This window comes from Ruegeria sp. 6PALISEP08 (assembly GCF_001238295.1).
Lineage (GTDB): Bacteria > Pseudomonadota > Alphaproteobacteria > Rhodobacterales > Rhodobacteraceae > Ruegeria.
Map to the genome: position 1 here is coordinate 75,390 of NZ_LGXZ01000013.1, position 19,751 is coordinate 95,140.

Below are 19,751 nucleotides of genomic sequence, written 5' to 3' on the forward strand. Positions count from 1 at the left end.
GTGTCTATGCCTCCGCCAGCCCCAGTTTTGCGGCCAGCCCAATTCTTTGTATTTTGCCTGTCGCACCCTTCGGTATCTCTTCGAGTATAACTACTGAACTCGGCACTTTAAATTTAGCGAGCCTAGAACCGACAAAATCCCTAATTTCCTGACCTGCGATTGAGGCACCTTCGGCGAGCACGACCGCCGCGGAGATATCTTCGCCCAATTTTTCGTGGGGTACAGCGAAACAAACTGCCTGTGCAACGTCCGGATGGCTTAATAGAATGGCATCAACTTCGAGCGGACTGATTTTCTCTCCGCCGCGATTGATAAGCTCCTTAAGACGACCGGTCAGTCGCAGGTAATTCTCTTCGTCGAACGACCCTTGGTCACCAGTGCGAAACCAAGTTTTCCCGCCCACTTCAAAGAAGTTTTCGGCATTTGCCTGCGGGTTGCTTTCGTAACCCTGCGTCACGTTCGGACCGCTGATAACGATTTCTCCGACGTCCCTCGAAGAGATCAGAACATTTTCGTTCTCGTCTGCAATTCTGACTTCGGGACCTGCTGCTATTCCAACAGATCCGGGTTTTTGAGTTTGGGGAGTAAGCGGGTTGCAACACATTTGATGTGTCGCCTCAGTCATGCCGTAGGCTTCGATGACGGGCGCATTAAAGGTTGCCACCAACTCTTCCATTACCTGGCCCGGCAACGAAGCAGAAGAAGACCGAAGAAAGCGCAACCGCGATTGCTCAATGATCGATTGGTTTCGTGCAGCTCGGGCGAGAATAGCTTGATGCATTGTCGGAACTGCGGTGTACCAGGTAGGGTCGACTTCAGCGACTTGAGAGAAAAAGCTGAGCGCGTTGAACCCGGGGGCGCAGCTAATTTGAGATCCAGCACCTAAAGACGCGGCAACGGCCGCAATCAACCCGTGGATATGAAACAGCGGCATAATGCTCAGACAGCGATCGTCGATTGTCAGTTTCAAAGACGAAGCCACGTTTCGCGCGGATGCGTAGATATTGGCCTGCGTCAGAGGGACGATTTTGGGACGCGATGTAGTTCCTGACGTGTGCAGTATCAGGGCGACATCATCTTCGCCCGGCGTGGATGTGTCAGCCGAGCCAATTGGGTCACAGGACAAAATAGAAAACTGACCGGCCGAATGTAAGCTATCGTGAGAGGCCCTCAAGATTGCGACGCCAAGGTCCCCAGCAGCTTTTACGGCAGGTCCATCGTCGTTTTCGTTTACCAGAAGGGCCTTGGCCTTCAGGTCTTTGAGGTAGAAAACGTATTCTTCGTAAGTGTACGCCGGGTTCAAAGGTGCAGTCGTTGCCACTTGGGCAACGGATATGAAGGCCGTCGCCATTTCGGGACCATTGGGCAACACAATTGCCACTCGGTCGCCGCGACCTACTCCGATCTGATGGAGATCTTTTTTGACCTTTGCGCAAAGCTCACGCAGCCCGAGGTAGTTCAACCAAGATCGACCAGGGGCACCGATAGCGTTTGCAGTGCCAGAATGGGGTGCGATCAATTCGGCGACTAAGTGGGGCATCCGGGATCCGTTTACAAAAGCATTGGCCTATTTCGCAGAGAGGGTTCGGTGTCGGCTCTATGTCACCTTGACAGTTAGGCTACCCAATTTGTCGACCGTCAAAACCATCACATCACCTCGGTTGACGGGGCCAACGCCAGAAGGAGTTCCAGAAAGGATAACGTCTCCGGCAGCAAGTTCGAAGTAATCGCTCAGGTATGAGATCATCTCAGGAACTTTCCAGATCATCTGGTTCAAATCGCCTTCCTGCCTAATTTCCTCGTTCACCGTTAGGCGAATTGCGCCTTCGTCGAGTGCTCCTACTTCTTCTGCTTTGTGCACCGGTCCGCATGGAGCTGAGCGCTCAAATGCCTTCCCGATTTCCCAAGGGCGACCCATTTTCTTCATTTCGCCCTGTAGATCTCGACGGGTCATATCGAGTGAAAGCCCGTAGCCGTAGACATGATCCAGAGCATCTTCCACAGAAATTTTTGTGCCGCCGGATTTGAGCGCTACATACATTTCAGCTTCATGATGTACGTCTGAGCTGTGAGCAGGATATGGAAATTCTCCGGATGGATCGAGATTGTCAGGATTCTTTTGAAAGAAAAATGGGGGTTCACGATTTGGGTCGTGGCCCATTTCTATAGCATGCGCCGCGTAGTTTCGACCAATGCAATAAACCCGACGTACCGGAAACCGGCCACCGCCTTCTACCGGTATTTCGTGAACCTTCGCCGCGGGAATTACATGATCGTGCATCGCTATCCTCCTGAACGTTTCGTTGCCAAAGATCGGTTTGCCAATCTGTGGCCTTGTTCCGATCGAAGCGGTACCACGCCCGAAAGGACGTAGCTGTTGCCTCAGTCATCGCCAATGTGACCGTCTATTTGCAAGAGGTTCAGCCGCAGCTTAACCCAACCATTTCCAAAATTGGTCGGGCGCTGGTTTAATGGTCGGCCTCAAGACTAGCTGGCAAAACACGGGAGTAAACGGACCTCAGATGAGCCAACATGGCCTGCGCCGCCTCTTCTCCGTCCCCACTCGATATCGCCGACAGGATCAAGTCATGCTCTCGAAAGCTGGAATAATCATCGGGGGGTTTATAGGTTTTACGAGGTTGCCCCCACACAATGGACCTTCGAACGGAATTCAGGGTCTCGAAGAAATACAGGAAAAGCTGGTTACGCGTTGCCCGGGCTATCGCATGATGCAAATTGTTGTCCCACGCTTCATAAGTGCGCCAGTCCTCTGCGGCTCGGCACCTCTCAACGCATAGTCTCATTTGCTCGCGGTCCGAGCGCGTAGAATGAAGCGCGGCAAGGCGGCTAAGCTGCGGCTCGATCGTAAATCGCACTCCCACAACCTGTTCTGGCTTGATCTGGTCACCCAGATAGGTCACGTCCGTCAGATTGAGAACCGGTCGGGCACCGACGAAAGTGCCCCGACCCACATGCCGCCAGATAAGCCCCTGCGCCTCAAGTTCAGCCAATACGCGCCTCAGCTGATTTCTGGTTGTGCCAAGCCGTTGGCACAGTTCCCTTTCAGGCGGAAGCCTATCGTTGTGCCGGTACCCAGCATTGTCGATCAGGTCCCGGACACGTTGCGAAAGTTCTGTAGGCTCACTCACGTTGCCACCCAATTTGCTGATTGGTTGATTGATTGAAACGCCAAGTCGGCAAAAACTCAAGGGCAAGTGACAACCAAATCTGAGTCGCCTGCCAAGATCGGTGACCTAAGTTGGCGCCAGCATATAGTAGGAGAGCCAAGTGCGTTTAGCGACTGTTTCAGTAGATAGCCACGCCGTTTGCGTCGCATTTCTTCCCAATGGAAGCAGGTTGGATGTTTCGCGTGCGATTAAGATGCTCATGCCGGATACGGCTCTTGATGTAAGCACGATGCAGTTGGTTATCGAAGGCGGTCAGACCGCGCTGGAAGCGTTGAGTGCCGTTGTTGCCGCGGGTGAGGCAGGCGAACTCAAGGACCTGCTCGTCCCCGAAGACGCGCCTCTTCTGTCGCCCATTCCCACGCCGCGTAAGAACGTTTTCTGCGTGGGGCGAAACTACGCTGAGCACATCGCAGAAGGCGAACGGGCGCAAAAAGAGAAAATCGGCATCACCGAGCATCCGGTTTTCTTTACCAAGCCGCCGACCTCGGTCGTTGCGCCAGACGCTGACATCCTACTCTTTCCTTCAGTGTCGCAGTCCATCGACTACGAAGTCGAGTTGGCAGTCGTGATAGGGAAGCGCGGCCGTAACATCACCAAGGCAGATGCGTTTAATCATGTCTTTGGGTATTCTATTCTGAACGACATAACCGCCCGAGACATACAGCGCCGCCATGGCGGCCAGTACTTCAAAGGCAAAGGGTTGGATGGATCTTGCCCAATTGGTCCCTGCATCGTGACCGCCGATGCCGTCAGCGATCCGCAAGCTCTGTCGATCGGACTGACAGTTAACGGTGACCAGCGCCAAAACGGGATGACGTCGGACATGATATTCGACATTCCAACGTTGATCGCATCCTTGTCTGAAGGCCTGACACTGGAACCGGGAGACATCATTGCGACAGGTACGCCATCAGGCGTCGGATACGCAATGGAACCGCCGCAGTTTTTGAAAAACGGGGACGTCGTAGTTTGCGAGGTTTCCGAAATCGGCACGCTAAGGAACACAGTGCGCGCCGTATAATGGCTCCTACGCAGCAATCGCTGTGAGGCGTCAACATTCAAGGGAGGAAGACTACAATGATGAACAGAAGGACTTTCACAGCGTCCCTGCTTACTGCTGTTCCGGTAGCAGGAGCACTAGGAACAATGGGTTTTGCGCAAGACTTGCGTGAAATCACCTTCGTGCAACCCAGCCCTTCGGCAATCAACTCATTTCCTGTGTTTGTCGCCATTGGAGAAGGGTACTTCGCAGATGAAGGATTGAACGTGACCGTCGAGGCTATCAACGGCTCAGGCGCCGTGCTTCAGGCATTGTCTGCTGGGCAAGCGCATTTCGGTCGCCCTGGACCCGGGCCTCTGATTGCGGCGCGGTCGCGCGATGTGGATGCCGTACATATCTACAACGTTGCGGCACGCAGCAACTTCGGCATCGCGGTGCCGGAAGACTCTGAAGTCCAAAGCGTTGAGGAACTGCGCGGGAAGGTCATCGGGACCGGCACCGCAGACGGTGCCGAAGTGGGTTTTGCACGCAACGTCTTGACCGGTGCAGGTATGAAAGAAGGTGAGGATTTCACATTTCTTACCGTTGGCGACGGCGGCCCGGCGACAGCAGCTTTCCTGAACGGTGAAATCGACGCATATTCTGCTTCGACGGCAGATACAGCAATCCTGAACCAGCGCGGAATGAAGGTGCGCGACATAACGCCTGCGGAATTTGGGCGTTTCTTCGGAAACGGTATCGCCACAATGGCTGACACAATCGCCAATGATCGCGAATTGGTCGAGGCCTGGAGCCGCGCGTTCGCACGTGGCCATGCCTTTGCTCTCGACGATGCCAACCGTGAAGCTGTGCTGAAGCATCTGGCGGACGGCAATCCGCAGGAAGGCGAAGACAAGGAATTCCAGGCAGCGCTGTTCGATGCCGTACGTTCGAAAACCATAGCAGCGGATCCAAGCAATGGTCTGGGATGGTACCCCGCCGAGGTTTGGCAAGAGTGGCAAGACGCACTTGTCGCAGGGGGTGAAATTCCGGGACCGCTTGATGACTTGAGCGCCGCCTGGACCAATGAATTTGCCGCCATTGGCAACGAGGCCGCCAGCAAATGAACGCTGCAGCCGCACAAAAGTTTTCCGGCGCGCCCTTGGGCACGCCGGTCTACGAATTGACCCATTTAAGCAAGACCTATGCACGCAACCTTGTTGTTGCGCTTGAGGATATTGATCTGACGCTACGGAAAGGAAGTTTCACTTCTGTCATTGGGTCCAGCGGGTGCGGGAAGTCAACTCTGCTCAAGATCATGGCGGGTCTGATCCCTCCCACCAAAGGGCGTGTGATCCTACAGGGCATGCCAGTGACCGGACCCCGTCGAGACATTGGCATGATGTTCCAACAGGCGACACTATTTCCCTGGAAAACAGCAGTGGAAAACATCGTGTTGCCAATCGAGATCCGCGACGGCAAGGCAGCCGCGAAGCAAGCAATGGGCAAGGCTCACGAACTTTTGGACATCGTGGGTTTGAAGGGATTCGAAAACGTATACCCGAACGAATTGTCGGGCGGCATGGCGCAGCGCGCCTCAATCTGCCGTATGCTGATCACAGAACCAGCCGTGCTTTTGTTGGACGAACCATTCAGCGCGCTGGACGAGCTGTCACGCGACATGATGAATATGGAACTGCAGCGGATTTGCCATGAACAGGATGCGACTGCTTTTCTTGTTACGCACTCTATTCAGGAAGCCGTGATTTTGTCCGACGAAATCGTCGTGCTAAAACCACGCCCGGGCAGGATTGCCGAAATTGTGAAGGTCGACCTGCCACGCCCGCGCACGTTGGATATGATGACCACGCCCAAGTTTGGCGCCATTGTAGACTACATTCGCGGCCTCCTGGATAAGGGAGAAGAAATGTGAGCGACGTTCATAACTACTCACCTGCCCTAAAAGACGCCGACACCGCAGAAGACACGGTATGGGAACAAAAAGTTCACTTTATAGACTCGGTCCCACGCTGGCTGGCGATGACCTTTGTCTTCGTGGTTTTCGTCGGCACTTGGCAAATTGTGACGAGCCTTAGGCTGGTTTCCCCGATCATTCTGCCTACACCGTTGGAAACCCTGAAAGATATGATCTTCGTGGGTCAAAATCTATTGACTGGCGGCTACATGCTTGGGGCGCTGTGGATCACAATCAAAGAAGTTATCTATGGTTTTGCACTGGCAATCGCGATCGGTTTTTCGCTGGGCGTATTGGTGGGGGAAACGGCATTTGGTGAAAAGGCAGTGATGCCTTACCTGGTGGCGATAGATACCATGCCAAAGGTGGCATTTGCCCCACTCTTTGTAGCGTGGTTGGGTTTTGGCATTGAATCAAAGGTCGCGCTTGCTGCCTTTATCGCAACATTTCCAATCGTTGTTGGTACTGCGGCCGGGCTTCACGCTGCCGACGAAAACGCGCGTATGCTTTTCAAGACGATGGGTGCAAGTCGGATGCAGACATTGATCAAGATGAAATTGCCAACTGGCCTACCGCAGGTTTTCACTGGCCTCAAGATCGGAGCGGTCGGCGTAATGGCTGGCGCAATCACAGGAGAATTCCTGGGTGGTGGCAAGGGATTTGGCGAACTTATCCGGGTTGCGGCCTCGCAGCTCAACACGCCGCGCGTCTTCTCGTTGATCCTGTATCTCAGCCTTGTTGGTCTGGTCGTATTTGCGTCGGTGGTTTGGACACAGCGTAAATTGGTGTTCTGGCACAAAGAACAAGTAGGAAGAGATGACTTCTGAGCCTGTGAAAATAGACTGCCACACCCTGCGTGAATTTGTGGCGGCCGCACTCGAAACTCGAGGTGTGCCAAAATCAGACGCGGACAAGGTGGCCTCGACGATGGTTGAGGCCGACATTTATGGCTACGGCACGCACGGTGTCTTTCGCCTGCGACAGTACCTAGCCCGGCTGGCGGGAGGCGGCTCTAATCCTACGCCAAAAGTCACAGTAGTACATGAGACTGTTGCAACCGCTTTGATCGACGGAGATGACGGCCTCGGCCATCTGGCTATGTCGGCGGCCCGGGATCTTGCAATTGAAAAGGCAAAAGAGGCCGGCATCGGATGGGTTGGTGTTCGGCGCGGCAATCATGCGGGACCACTGGCACTTTATGTACGTCCACAAGCCGAGGCAGGGCTGCTTGGTATGGCCGCGGCAGTGGGTAGCGCGAACCACGTCCCGCCTTATGGCGGTAGCGATTTGCTTCTTGGCACCAATCCCATTGCTTTTTCCGCCCCTGCCGATGGTCCCGACCCGTTTGTGTTTGATATGGCGACGACCGTAGCCGCGATGGGTAAGATCAAAACCCTGTTGCAGCAAGGCAAGCCTATGCCCGAGGGCTGGATGGTTGGGCGTGATGGAAACCCATTGACGGACCCTGCGCTCAAGTCAGAAGGGTTTCTGTTGCCGATTGGGGGTCCGAAAGGGTTCGGTCTTTCCGTAGCTATCGGATTGATGGCCGGGGTGTTAAACGGCGCGGCCTTCGGCTCTGATGTGGTTAACTTCACCTCAGACACGACATCGTCCACAAACACAGGGCAATTTGTAATGGCGCTTGATCCGGCAGCTTTTGGAATGGACAAAGACTTTGCTTCTAGGGCAGCCCGCGTGTTTTCTGAAATGCGCGCATCTCCCCCCCTGCCCGGTCATGACCCGGTGCGCTTGCCCGGAGACGGCAAAACGGCTGCTGCAGAGGCCCGCCGCAAAGACGGTGTGAGGCTGAACCCCGCTCTTTGTAGAGATCTCAACAAACTTGCTGAGGACTGTGGGCTATCCCCTCTGTTTCCTAGTCTCAGTGCCGACTAGCAGCGCATCCGTGGGAAGCTGGTAGGCGCTTTTGACGAGAGTTTAGCGAGGTGTCTCGCCCTCTGCCTCCAGCGCTTTCACAAGAGCAGAAAGCTTGTTCATCATGTGATGCTTCATGGACTTTCCAAGCCCATCTGCATCTCGGTCCTTGAGCAACTTCATCATGGCTTCATGTTCGTCAATGGCCTGCGCCCAGCGCTCGTCCGACAAGTTGGCCATAAAGCGTGCGCGGCGGGCCCGTGCGGCCAACAGCTTGTGGTGGCTTTCAAGGATATCGTTTCGCGCGCCACGTATCAGTGCCTGATGAATGTCCTGATTGGCCTAAAAATATGCCTGGCGATCACTCGATTTATAGGCTTTCAGCATATCGACGTGGCGACGTTCGATTAGTTCGATTTCAGCAGAATCCATGTGCTGACATGCCAACTCTCCCGTCAGTTGCTCAAGCGTTGCAAGCACTGGAAACGTTTTCTCCAATTCCTCTCGCGTGACACTGGCGACGCGGGCTCCCCGGTTGGCCTGAAGTACCACAAAGACTTCTGATGCAAGCACCTTTAGGGCTTCTCGCAGTGGTGTCCGTGAGATCCCCAGCGAATCGCAAAGCTGTTTCTCGGGCACTTTTTCACCCGGCTTTTGAACATCTTCGACAACCAGGTTACGCAGCCTTTCGACCAGTTCTTCGTGAAGGGTCGGGCGATTAATGCTGTCCGTCAGGTTCATTTCCATTTCCTAAACATCAAGAACCATATCCAACAGGCGCGCGACGTGCATAGCTTGGCGTTGCGTACCTTCGGCGATTTGGTGGCGGCAAGATGTCCCGTCTGCCACGATAACTGCGTCTATAGGCGCCGCTTCCAACGCCGGGAACAAGTCGAGTTGTGCCATCTTTATCGAAACATCGATAGTGTCAGGCGCATATCCAAACGCCCCGGCCATGCCGCATCAACCGCTTTCAATCATGTGAACTTGTGCCCCCGGAATACGCTTCAAAAGGTCAAGCATCGGTGTGACAGCATCGTAAGCTTTCTGGTGGCAATGCCCATGCACATAAATTGGGCGATCGAACGGCTTCAAAGGCAAGTCCGGCTGGTTGGCCAGGAATTCTTCGAAGGTATGCGTGGCGTCAGACAACGAGTCTGCTTCCGACCCCGGGCAAAGACCTGTAAATTCATCCCGGAAAGTGAGGATAGAGGACGGTTCGAGTCCGACTACCGGCACACCTTTTGCAACCGCCTCTTGCGTCGCGTCAATCACACGCTGTGCCTCGTGACGCGCTTCGTCGACGCAGCCCATAGCTAAGAGAGTACGTCCGCAATCCAAGTCCCGGTCAGATCGCTTGTCTCGCGCCACGGCCACCCGAAGTCCTGTTGCCCGCAGAACCCGGACAGCAGCGCGTAGATTTTCCGGCTCGAAATACCGGTTGAACACATCGGCAAACAGCAACACCTGCGGATCATTGTCCTGAGCCTCGGCATCACGGAACGGAGCAGAAGACCACACTGGCAGGTCACTTCGCGCTGAAATACCAGTCGGTCCCTCCAATAGTTTACGCGAGGGTCCAATTTTGTTTCGTAAATTCATAAGCCACGCGACTTTCGCTGCTATTGGCGCATATCGGGGCAGGTAAGCTATCAACTTGTCTGCCAACGTCAGCCCATCTTTTTTACGTTTCGCTGACAATACTTCGATTTTCATTCGCGCCATGTCGACGCCAGTCGGACATTCCCGAGCGCAAGCTTTGCAGGATACGCAGTACTTCATTGTGTCCAACATGGCATCTGACGACAAACCGCCCGGCATCTGCCCGCTGATCGCAAACCGCAGCGTATTTGCCCGTCCACGCGTAACATCACGCTCGTTTCGGGTCGCTCGAAAAGATGGACACATAACGCCGCCCTTGAGCTTGCGGCATGCACCATTATTGTTGCACATCTCGACGGCGCCCTGAAACCCTCCTCCGGAACCCGGCCAAGCGGACCAGTCCAGCGTCGTTTCAAATTCAGGAACCGAATAGTCCTGGCCGTAGCGGAACAGTCGGCGGTCATCCATGGCAGGCGCGTTCACGATCTTGCCGGGATTCATTACCCCGTTGGGATCAAACCGGTTCTTAATCTGTTCAAACGCAGAAACGATACGCTGACCGAACATCTTTTCATGAAATTCTGACCGTACGATCCCGTCATCATGTTCACCTGAATGAGATCCTTTATATTTTTTGACCAGATCAAATGTTTCTTCGGCGATCGCCCTCATTGTCCGGACGTCTTTGTCTTGCCGCATGTTCAGCACAGGGCGCACGTGCAAACACCCCACCGAGGCATGCGCGTACCATGTTCCCCTTGTGCCATGCTGGGCAAATATTTCGGTTAGGCCAGCGGTGTAATCGGCGAGGTCGGGCAAAGGGACGGCGCAATCTTCGACAAAAGAGATCGGTTTGCCTGCCTCTTTCATCGACATCATGACATTCAACCCGGATTTTCGGTACTCGGCGATAGCATTCTGCAAAGAGTTGTCCGTAACAGTGACAACGCCGCCCCACCGGTTTCCCGCACCGCTGAAAGCAAACCCGAGATCTCCCATCAGTTGCGAAAGTTCGACCAGTTTTGCGGCATTGGCCTCGCCGCTGCCCTCGGCGAATTCCACCAGCAGCAGGGCTTCGGGATTGCCTTCAACAAATGCATTAATCGTTTTGCGAAACAATGGGATTTCACGCCCCAACGCAATCATGGTGTCGTCGACCAACTCTACCGCCTGGGGGTTGAGTGTCACGATGTGCTGGGTGGCCTCCATTGCAGCACGGAATGTCGGAAATGGCACACACCAGTAACTTTCGCGCCCGGCAACTGTGCCAGACTTAGTTCCAGTTCTGTGAAATAGGCCAATGTGCCTTCTGACCCCACCAATAAATGGGACATGTTGATGTCGTTACCTACGAGGGCGTCGATATTGTACCCGCCCACACGGCGCTGGACTTTGGGAAAACGAGCGTCAATTTCAACAGCCTCGCGACGCCCAAGAGCGCGCAAATCACCAACAAGATCCGCATAATCGCCTGATGCGGCCGTATCAGTGCTAAACCGCGCTTCCATGCCGTCAACCAGGATTGCGTTTATCGCACGGACGTTGTCTCGCATGATCCCGTATCGCAGAGACTTTCCACCTGAAGAATTGTTTGCGGCCATCCCCCCAAGAGTGCAACGAGACGCTGTAGAGGGATCCACGGGAAACCACAGGCCATGCTTCTTCAAAGCTTCGTTCAATTGATCCAGAACAACACCGGGTTGAACGCGCGCAATACGCTTCTCAACGTCTACGTCTAGAATACGATTCAAGTGTTTTGTGTTGTCCAGCACAACACTCTGATTGACCGTTTGCCCGCATTGCGACGTGCCGCCGCCGCGAGGCAGAACCGAACTTCCTTCGTCCCGCGCAATGGACATCACGGCTTGGACATCTTCTGTGGACTGGGGGATCACCACAGCGTCCGGTATCATCTGATAGATTGAGGCATCGGTCGAGTATCGAGCAAGCGATGCCAGATCTGTCATCACTTCCCCCCGCACATCAGACAACAGTCGGCGGTACAACGATCCATTCTCTACCATCAGGTTCGCCTTCCCTTCCCTGTAAGCCCCAGTTAGACGCTTCACTTCACCGTTGACTGAATAATGAATTCATAATTAACTTTTGCAATAGGTAATAGCGCCACTCTTTTGGCACCAGCGTAAGGATCAGTTCAAATGCGTCAGGCGGGTAGACACTTTTTGCAGATTCCAGGGCCAAGCGCTGTGCCAGATCGCATCCTGAGAGCCATAAGCACGCAGACCATTGATCATCGAGGACCCAATTTTGCAGAAGTCGGGAATAAAGCCCTCAATGGCATGAAAACGATTTTCAAGACACAACAGAACGTCTTTATCTATCCTTCATCCGGCACCGGTGCATGGGAAGCCGCACTTGTGAACACGGTTTCGCCGGGCGAAAAAGTACTGATGTTCGAAACAGGGCATTTCGCTTTCATGTGGTGCAACTTGGCTGGAAAACTAGGGTTGCAGCCAGAGCTGATTGAAGGAGATTGGCGTGGCGGCGCTGACCCCAATCAGATTGAAGACCGTCTACGTGCGGATGAGCAGCACGACATCAAGGCGGTGTGCGTCGTCCACAACGAAACGTCTACCGGGTCAGTCTCACCAATTGAGGAAGTGCGCAGAGCCATAGACGCAGCGAAACACCCTGCGCTTCTAATCGTGGACTCCATCTCCGGCCTTGCGTCGATTGATTTTTGGTTCGATGACTGGGGGGTCGATGTGTGTGTCTCCGGCTCGCAAAAAGGACTGATGTTACCGCCTGGTCTGAGCTTCAACGCCGTGAGTGATCGGGCGCTGAAACACTCAAAATCCGTGACCACGCCGCGAAGTTACTGGGATTGGCAGGATATGGTCGGGCCAAATCAGAAGGGCTTCTTTCCCTACACCCCCGGCACCAATCTTCTCTATGGATTAAATGAGGCCATAGACATGTTGCACGAGGAGGGGTTGGACAATGTTTTTGCCCGTCATGCCCGACACGGAGCCGCGACACGGGCTGCCGTGCGCGCCTGGGGTCTTGAGGTTTTGTGCACACATCAAGGTCAGGAATCGGGCGTCTTGACTGCGGTTAAGGTCCCAGAAGGTCACTCCGCCGATGCGTTTCGTGCTACGGCGCTTGAGCATTATGACATCTCACTAGGAAATGGTCTGTCCAAGGTAGCCGACAAGGTATTCCGCATTGGCCATTTGGGCGACTTCAACGACTTAATGTTGATGGCCACCCTTTCTGGCGTAGAAATGGGGCTAGCCAAGAGCGGGATGCCACATAACGGAGGCGGTACTCAGGCTGCCTTGGAACATCTCAAGGCTGCGTAGCGCTGGACAGAGTTTCTAAAAACACAGCCAAACCAAGACTCATAGATCGAACAATAACCAACCTTTTTGACTGCCTATTCATAAGGAGACTTACAATGACTCGCATGACGGCAAAGGACTTTGACCAGGAACTTCTGGACCTGTACGACTTTTATGCGCACGGCAAAATCACCAAGCGCCAGTTCCTGGACCGCGCTGGTAAGTTCGCGGTTGGTGGTTTATCAGCGGTCGCGCTGCTGAACATGCTTAGCCCGAATTATGCTTTGGCCGAGCAGGTATCCTTCAACGATCCCGATATCCATGCAGACTACATCACCTACCCTTCACCAAATGGAACCGGTGATGTCAGGGGGTACCTTGTTCGGCCTGCTGGCGTGGAAGAGCCCCTACCCGCGGTGTTGGTAATCCACGAAAACCGAGGCTTGAATCCTTACGTTGAGGATGTGGCCCGCAGATTGGCGAAAGCCGGGTTTATGGCTTTGGCCCCCGACGGCCTGACGTCAGTGGGCGGATACCCTGGCAACGACGCCGATGGGCGCGAGCTGCAAAAGACCGTCGATCGGGTCGAGCTGATGAACGATTTCTTCAATGGGTTCGAATACTTGTTGAACCGAGATGATTGCACTGGGAAGGTCGGCGCTGTTGGTTTCTGCTACGGCGGTGGTGTGGTCAGCGCAATTGCCGTGGCCTATCCCGAATTGGCCGCAGGTGTGCCGTTCTATGGCCGCCAGCCAGCAGCCGAAGATGTAGCCAAAATTCAGGCGCCGTTACTGATACAGATGGGGGAGCTTGACGAGCGCATCAACACAGGCTGGCCAGATTTTGAGGCCGCCCTGCAGGCCAACGACAAGGTATACGAGGCCTACATCTACGAAAACGCCAACCACGGTTTTCATAATGACAGCACGCCACGCTATGACGAGGAGATGGCAAACCTAGCCTGGGACCGCACCATTAATTGGTTCAACACCTATCTGAGGTAATTGGTGTAAGCTACGAAGTCAGTCATGCGTTGATATCGCTTCGTGGCAATCCACGGTTCATCTTGGCCAAGCCCTCAGAGGCCCTAGAAAATTGACTTTCGCAGTCAGCGTTTCCGCGACAAGGTCTTGGCCTTCTATCCCAACCATTGGATGTTTTTTAGAGTCGAAACGATTGGAAAGTATTGTCGAAGCGGTTTTAGGTGAAGCGATCCATCGTTAGGTGTGCAGCTCATCTGCGGGTTAAACGCACTATCACTTTGATGCCGCTGATAGCAGCCATCGATCATGTGTTCGGAAAGGGCTCCTCTTAGATCGAAGTAACCAATTCTGCATTCACCAACCGCTACCAGATTTTTGATCGCGGTGCCCCGGCAGTTCTCTTTGAATTTCGACTGGGCTTTTAAACAGTCTCAGCAGATGGGATCGGATAAGCTTGGACAACTGCTATCGTTTCTACGCGTAGTTAGCCGTTCTTTTGGTGCTCTTCGGCATCCCGAAACCGCCGCGCGAGATAATCTACGAACGCGCGGGTTTTTGGTGCTAGATTCCGCCTTTCGGCAAACATTACGACAATATCTGTGCTGGGTGGTGCATACTCCGGCATGACGTGGACAAGTTCGCCGGAGCTAAATTTACTGTTGGCCATATAGCAGGGCAGCCGTGCGATCCCCATGCCAGCAAGAGCGGCTCGAAAGACGACATCGGTGCTGTTCCCCTCAAAGCTGCCTGTTGCTACAAATTTTTCGCCTGCGTTCAGTTCGATGCTGTTCCATGCATTCCGTTGGCTTCTCCCAGCAACTCTCAAGCAATTGTGCTCAGCCAATTCGGCAAAATTCAACGGTGTTCCAGAACGCTCAAGGTATTCAGGTGAGGCACATAGCACCCTTCGACTCTGCATAATGCGCCTGATGACCATATCTGGATTCTTGCGTTGTTCCGCAAAGCAGATCGCCGCATCGAACCCTTCATTCCGAAGATCAATTTCTCGGTCGGTCAGATCCAAAGACATTTGAACCTCAGGGTTCTCTTTCATGAACTCTGGCAGAGCAGGAATCAGTTGGGACTTACCGAATGCAACAGTGGATGCGATCCTGAGTTCTCCGCGTGGGACACCGTCAAAGCTGTGGATCATCGCTTTGGCTTCATTGTACTTGTCAGCCATCGCTTTGCATTTTTCATAGAAATCTTGGCCTTCTCGCGTCGGAGAGACACCCGTTCTGGTGCGATTAAGAAGGCGGTAGTGCACCTGATCTTCAAGTAATCCGATCTGCTTACTTACTGCCGATGGGGTCTGCCCCATTGATCTTGCAGCCGCAGAGATGCTGCCCTGCTCGACAACCGTCGCAAAGATTAGCATTTGCGCAGAAATGTCCATGTCGTGACCTTTGCTGTTCCAATATGGCATGGGGCCTTTGCCAAATTGTCGAATTGTGAGCGCTACCAAATACCCTTATCTCTGCATTGCAGCATAAATACTGCATTGCAGCAACGGACGAGGAAATATCATGGCAATTTCTCGATCAAACAGCGGTCTGGATGTCGTTTTCGAAGCTGGCCGCACGTTCTTTCATCAAAAGCTGGATACGATGCGAAAGGCACAGGCCAAACGCAGGGTTTATCGCGCAACGTATTATGAGCTCTCGGCGCTATCCGACCGCGACTTAATTGATCTGGGCATTCCGCGCAGTTGCATCAAAAGACTTGCTATGGAGGCTGCGTATGGCTGCTAATACCCAAACGGCTGGTACAGATCGTGGTCAGGCCATCGCCCTATCAATCAGGTTCCTGGCGTGGATCGGAGCCACGGCAAATGCTGCCTTGAAGGCGCTTCAAATGGCCCGGATGCTCTCCACACTTTCAAATATGAACGACCATCAGCTCGCTCAGATCGGAATTTCGCGATCCGACATCCCGGAATACGCCGCGAAATTGATGGCTGATTAATAGAGCGGGGGCCCTCAGGTAAGAAGCTCACACGAAATTTGCTGGTCCTCGCTCCTCCCAGAGTAAGCCAGCAAAAGCGGCGGCGAAAAAGCCAACAGGGAGCGCCAACGCAAAGGGCCAGCATTTTCACCTCCTCCCGAAAATGCTGGCCCAAACCACCCTGCCAAGCAGGAGCCACGAAAAATGAGAAGCAGGGGAGACATCATAATAGTCGTGATTACCGTCACCATCGAGATGAAGATGTGAAGCTGGAATGCGTATGTGACGCCGCAAAAGATCCCGCAGCGTGCCCACATTTTGTTGAATTCAGTGGTTGTCTCGGGGCAGTGACTTGCGCGCGATGTCGCGATAGGCGTCAGCATTGCGTAGGTTCATACCTTTGTCAAAAGGTTGCACCAGATCACGGAAATACTGTTGCCAAGGAGATTGGCTTTCGGGCACGGGATATCCACCGTTTTGGACTAACTGGTCTTTGCGCCGTTCAAGTTCCGCGTCGGAAATCAGAATGTTGACTGTGCAGGTGTTAAGATCAACGCGGATCCGATCCCCTGTTTGCAGAACTGCTAGGCCACCATTGTCGGCAGCCTCTGGTGCAGCGTTCAGGATTGATGGCGAGCCAGAAGTGCCAGATTGGCGCCCATCGCCTATGCAGGGTAATTCCTGAACACCTTGCTTCAAGAGATAGGATGGCGCACGCATATTCACGACTTCTGCTCCGCCGGGATACCCTTTGGGGCCGGTTCCGCGCATAACGAGAATGCAACCGGTGTCGATATCCTGAGAAGGGTCATCAATACGCTTGTGAAAATCTTCGGGTCCATCAAAAACAACTGCACGACCCTCAAACGCGTTGGGATCATCGGGATTGGAAAGATAGGCTTTTGCAAATTCTGACCCGATAACACTGGTTTTCATCAACGCGCTGTCAAATAGATTGCCTTTTAAGTTGATGAACCCTGCCTTGTCTTTCAGCGGGGCATCAACAGATTTAATGACGTTGGAGTTTGTGCTGCGCCGGCGCGTGCAGTTTTTGGCTATGCTGTGCCCGTTGACAGTTTTGGCCTCTGCATGAGGTAGGCGACCAGCTGCAATCAGCTCTGCGATCACGGCAGGAACACCGCCAGCGCGGTGGTAATCTTCGCCGAGATACTCGCCTGCGGGCTGTAGATTGACCAAAAGTGGCACATTGTGCCCCAAAGCCTGCCAGTCATCATTGTCAAGCGGCACACCTAGATGGCGCGCAATGGCATTTAGGTGAATAGGCGCATTGGTGGATCCGCCAATGGCGGAGTTAACCACGATAGCATTCTCAAAAGCCGCGCGCGTCATGATGTCAGACGGGCGCAGATCCTCCCACACCATTTCAATGATGCGTTGTCCGGTCTCATAACTGATCTGACCGCGTTCGCGGTATGGTGCCGGAATGGCCGCCGCGCCTGGTAGCTGCATGCCGAGTGCTTCGGCCAAGCTGTTCATGGTGGTGGCGGTCCCCATGGTGTTGCAGTACCCCACTGAGGGAGCAGATGCGGCGGCGGCATCCATGAATTCATCAGCGGAGATTTCCCCGGCAGCAAGGCGTTCGCGAGCTTTCCAAATAACAGTGCCAGACCCTGCACGCTTCCCCTCGTGCCAACCATTGAGCATCGGCCCCACAGACAGAGCGATGGCTGGAATGTTGACCGTTGAAGCTGCCATCAGAAGGGCCGGTGTCGTCTTGTCACAGCCAATCATCAACACCACGCCGTCAATCGGGTAGCCGTACAGCGATTCAACCAAACTCAGGTATGCCAGATTACGGTCGAGCATGGCGGTGGGTCGTTTGCCAGTTTCCTGAATGGGATGGACCGGCACTTCGATGGCTGTGCCTCCTGCTGCGATGATTCCGTCCCGTACCCGTTTGGCGAGCTCCAGATGGTGGCGGTTGCAGGGGCTTAGGTCGCTGCCCGTCTGTGCAATTGCGATGATAGGTTTACCGGATTGCAGTTCTTCGCGCGTGAGCCCGTAGTTGAGATAACGTTCCAAATAGAGCGCGGTCATTTCCGGATCACTCGGATTGGCGAACCATTGACGTGATCTGAGGTTCTCGGGCTTCATACGTGACATGCGTGCCTCCTAAGTCTTGGTCGTGTGTCGGTTAGATCTTTCGACCTTTGAACATACCAAACAGCGCGAAATGCGGGTCCTCATATTTGAGCAGCGTACAGTAGCGGAAACTTGTCTGGCTTCACGTTTTTAAAACGCGCTTCCCAAAATTCACCGCCAACAGACTATGACAGTCCACCACGCACCAGGGCCAAAGCGTCTTTCGCGGCAGCTGCCATCAAACGGGCATCCGACGCGATTGTGACGAACTGGAACCCCATTTCGATGCGTTTCAAAGCGTATTCCGGTGTTCCGTTATGGCAGCCAGCGAACTTCCCATACTCTTTTGCCTTGGCGGCTATTAGTTCAATGGCCTCGGCCACGGGGGGCTCGACCTCATCGAATGCCGGGCGGCAACCTAAAGCCAGGGAAAGGTCGGAAGGTCCGATGTACACGGCGTCGAGCCCTGGAACCGACAGTATGTCTTCAAGGTTGTCGAGACCTTGCAGAGTCTCGATCATCGCGAAGACGACGATCGTGTCATTGGCATGCTGTGGGTAGTCTGAACCTCCGTACAAGAGGCCTCGGGTCGGCCCAAGACTCCTTGTTCCGTTGGGCGGGTAGTGTGTCCACGCCACAAGGTTCTCAGCATCTTCACAGCTATTGATCATTGGGCAAATAACACCGTAAGCGCCGGCATCGAGCACCTTCATCAAAATACCGGGCTCGAGCCACGGCACGCGCGTAACTGGGACGGTATCGGTTGTCGAAATCGCAGTGAACATCTCGACCGCCTTCTGGTAGTCGATTACGCCATGTTGGATATCAACAGTAAGCGTGTCCCATCCCTGATGCGCCATGGTTTCCGCCGAGAAACCGCTTGGGATCGCCAGCCATCCATTGACTACAGGCCGTCCGGCGGCCCAATGCTCTCTAATTTTGTTTGAGCGCATCAGTTTACCTTTTTAGAATGTCCACTCATATGGGTTGATCGGATTGGAGCTATTCTTCGAGAATGCCCTGACCACAGAATTCTCCGCCCTGATAAACTGCGGAAACTTCGTCGTTCGCAGGTGGGGTGCATTCGGCATCGATACGGGCGCGAAACATCTCGGAGTTGTCTTTTGGCTTCCACCCCAGAAAGCTTGTTTCACGATTGTCCCACCAGGATGCGTCGTTGTTCGAAGCACCGTAGATAATCGGACACCCCAGGCGCGGAATAGTGAAAACACTCTCGATAAGAGATATCAGATCATCGTAACTCAACCAGGTTGCAAGCATGCGATGGTTTTTTGGTTCCGGAAAGGATGAACCGATGCGGACCAATGCTGTCTCGATCCCAAACTTCTCAAAATAGAGCCGTGCGAGAGCTTCTCCGAAGACTTTTGACACGCCATACAGACCATCCGGCCTTACCTGTGCATTGGCATCAAGCCGCGTTGTCTGTTCGTGAAAGCCAATCGCGTGATTTGAACTGGCAAAGAATATCCTCGGCGTAACCGACGATTTTCGGGCCGCTTCATAGAGATTGAATACACCGTCGATATTGGATTGTTTTATAGTTTCCCAAGGTGCTTCGATCGATTGCCCCCCCATGTGAACAATCCCATCGCACCCTTCAACCATGGCCTCAACCGCATCTTTTTCGCCCAAGTCACAATACATAATCTCTTCATTTTCACCGGCAGGGCCCACATCTTCCCTCGCACCAAGGCGAATGGTTGCGGCAAGGCCGTGCAAGCGAGACCGGCAAACCGACCCTAGGTTGCCGTCCGCGCCCGTTATCAAAAGTTTGTTTAACAT

20 protein-coding genes are annotated in these 19,751 nt (G+C 53.9%); 9 read left to right on the top strand and 11 right to left on the bottom strand.

What is annotated here, in order from left to right; translation table 11 throughout:
• Window positions 1-4 precede the first annotated feature (4 nt).
• From ALB80_RS17540 to ALB80_RS17550, 3 genes are all read right to left on the bottom strand, one after another.
• Window positions 5-1,540 (bottom strand): acyl--CoA ligase, encoded by a 1,536-nt coding sequence (locus tag ALB80_RS17540; protein ID WP_050605391.1) that lies wholly within the window; start codon window positions 1,538-1,540, stop codon window positions 5-7.
• A 57-nt stretch (window positions 1,541-1,597) separates the two neighbouring features.
• The gene (locus ALB80_RS17545) at window positions 1,598-2,281 is read right to left on the bottom strand and encodes a fumarylacetoacetate hydrolase family protein (protein WP_050605392.1); all 684 of its coding nucleotides are present in this window, start codon (window positions 2,279-2,281) and stop codon (window positions 1,598-1,600) included.
• A 187-nt stretch (window positions 2,282-2,468) separates the two neighbouring features.
• Window positions 2,469-3,149 carry a FadR/GntR family transcriptional regulator gene (locus ALB80_RS17550; RefSeq protein WP_050605393.1) on the bottom strand — a complete coding sequence of 227 codons (681 nt, stop codon included), beginning with the start codon at window positions 3,147-3,149 and terminating at the stop codon, window positions 2,469-2,471.
• A gap of 139 nt (window positions 3,150-3,288) precedes the next feature.
• Between ALB80_RS17550 and ALB80_RS17555 the strand changes: the two genes are divergently transcribed.
• From ALB80_RS17555 to ALB80_RS17575, 5 genes are all read left to right on the top strand, one after another.
• Window positions 3,289-4,209 (top strand): fumarylacetoacetate hydrolase family protein, encoded by a 921-nt coding sequence (locus ALB80_RS17555; protein ID WP_050605394.1) that lies wholly within the window; start codon window positions 3,289-3,291, stop codon window positions 4,207-4,209.
• A gap of 125 nt (window positions 4,210-4,334) precedes the next feature.
• On the top strand, window positions 4,335-5,294 hold the full coding sequence (locus tag ALB80_RS17560; RefSeq protein WP_234416594.1) for an ABC transporter substrate-binding protein: 960 nt from the start codon (window positions 4,335-4,337) through the stop codon (window positions 5,292-5,294).
• Window positions 5,291-6,100, top strand: a complete 810-nt coding sequence (locus ALB80_RS17565) for an ABC transporter ATP-binding protein (protein ID WP_050605396.1) — start codon at window positions 5,291-5,293, stop codon at window positions 6,098-6,100. Before ALB80_RS17560 ends, ALB80_RS17565 begins: the two co-directional genes overlap by 4 nt.
• The gene (locus ALB80_RS17570) at window positions 6,097-6,969 is read left to right on the top strand and encodes an ABC transporter permease (RefSeq protein WP_050605397.1); all 873 of its coding nucleotides are present in this window, start codon (window positions 6,097-6,099) and stop codon (window positions 6,967-6,969) included. Before ALB80_RS17565 ends, ALB80_RS17570 begins: the two co-directional genes overlap by 4 nt.
• The gene (locus ALB80_RS17575; protein WP_050605398.1) at window positions 6,959-8,035 is read left to right on the top strand and encodes an Ldh family oxidoreductase; all 1,077 of its coding nucleotides are present in this window, start codon (window positions 6,959-6,961) and stop codon (window positions 8,033-8,035) included. The genes ALB80_RS17570 and ALB80_RS17575 overlap by 11 nt, the downstream gene beginning before the upstream one ends.
• Window positions 8,036-8,077: 42 nt before the next feature.
• On the opposite strand, the gene ALB80_RS22720 is transcribed toward ALB80_RS17575, so the two are convergent.
• The 4 genes from ALB80_RS22720 to ALB80_RS22735 form a co-directional block, all read right to left on the bottom strand.
• Entirely contained in the window at window positions 8,078-8,344 is a 267-nt protein-coding gene (locus ALB80_RS22720; protein WP_256364028.1) for an FCD domain-containing protein, read from the bottom strand.
• Window positions 8,345-8,356: 12 nt separating this feature from the next.
• Window positions 8,357-8,755: a GntR family transcriptional regulator gene (locus tag ALB80_RS22725; protein ID WP_253276909.1), complete on the bottom strand. Its 399-nt coding sequence runs from the start codon at window positions 8,753-8,755 to the stop codon at window positions 8,357-8,359.
• Between the two features lie 222 nt (window positions 8,756-8,977).
• Complete coding sequence (locus ALB80_RS22730; protein WP_253276910.1) at window positions 8,978-10,804, bottom strand: FAD-binding and (Fe-S)-binding domain-containing protein; 1,827 nt, start codon at window positions 10,802-10,804, stop codon at window positions 8,978-8,980.
• On the bottom strand, window positions 10,801-11,583 hold the full coding sequence (locus ALB80_RS22735; protein ID WP_253276911.1) for an FAD-binding oxidoreductase: 783 nt from the start codon (window positions 11,581-11,583) through the stop codon (window positions 10,801-10,803). Before ALB80_RS22735 ends, ALB80_RS22730 begins: the two co-directional genes overlap by 4 nt.
• 192 nt (window positions 11,584-11,775) lie before the next feature.
• On the opposite strand from ALB80_RS22735, the gene ALB80_RS17590 reads away from it, so the two are divergent.
• Window positions 11,776-12,939, top strand: a complete 1,164-nt coding sequence (locus tag ALB80_RS17590; RefSeq protein ID WP_050605399.1) for an alanine--glyoxylate aminotransferase family protein — start codon at window positions 11,776-11,778, stop codon at window positions 12,937-12,939.
• Between the two features lie 95 nt (window positions 12,940-13,034).
• Window positions 13,035-13,922, top strand: coding sequence for a YghX family hydrolase (yghX, locus tag ALB80_RS17595; RefSeq protein WP_050605400.1), 888 nt, complete (start codon window positions 13,035-13,037; stop codon window positions 13,920-13,922).
• Between the two features lie 463 nt (window positions 13,923-14,385).
• On the opposite strand, the gene ALB80_RS17600 is transcribed toward yghX, so the two are convergent.
• On the bottom strand, window positions 14,386-15,297 hold the full coding sequence (locus ALB80_RS17600) for a LysR family transcriptional regulator (RefSeq protein ID WP_050605445.1): 912 nt from the start codon (window positions 15,295-15,297) through the stop codon (window positions 14,386-14,388).
• Window positions 15,298-15,427: 130 nt separating this feature from the next.
• Between ALB80_RS17600 and ALB80_RS21935 the strand changes: the two genes are divergently transcribed.
• Both ALB80_RS21935 and ALB80_RS17610 read left to right on the top strand, forming a co-directional pair.
• Entirely contained in the window at window positions 15,428-15,652 is a 225-nt protein-coding gene (locus ALB80_RS21935; protein ID WP_050605401.1) for a DUF1127 domain-containing protein, read from the top strand.
• On the top strand, window positions 15,642-15,866 hold the full coding sequence (locus ALB80_RS17610; protein ID WP_050605402.1) for a DUF1127 domain-containing protein: 225 nt from the start codon (window positions 15,642-15,644) through the stop codon (window positions 15,864-15,866). Before ALB80_RS21935 ends, ALB80_RS17610 begins: the two co-directional genes overlap by 11 nt.
• 306 nt (window positions 15,867-16,172) lie before the next feature.
• On the opposite strand, the gene ALB80_RS17615 is transcribed toward ALB80_RS17610, so the two are convergent.
• The 3 genes from ALB80_RS17615 to ALB80_RS17625 all read right to left on the bottom strand — a co-directional run bounded on the left by ALB80_RS17615 (window position 16,173) and on the right by ALB80_RS17625 (window position 19,751).
• Window positions 16,173-17,969: an IlvD/Edd family dehydratase gene (locus ALB80_RS17615; protein ID WP_050605403.1), complete on the bottom strand. Its 1,797-nt coding sequence runs from the start codon at window positions 17,967-17,969 to the stop codon at window positions 16,173-16,175.
• 164 nt (window positions 17,970-18,133) lie between these two features.
• A complete protein-coding gene (locus tag ALB80_RS17620) occupies window positions 18,134-18,901 on the bottom strand; it encodes an HpcH/HpaI aldolase/citrate lyase family protein (protein ID WP_050605404.1) in 768 nt (255 codons plus the stop codon).
• Between the two features lie 49 nt (window positions 18,902-18,950).
• Window positions 18,951-19,751 carry an NAD(P)-dependent oxidoreductase gene (locus ALB80_RS17625; protein WP_050605405.1) on the bottom strand — a complete coding sequence of 267 codons (801 nt, stop codon included), beginning with the start codon at window positions 19,749-19,751 and terminating at the stop codon, window positions 18,951-18,953.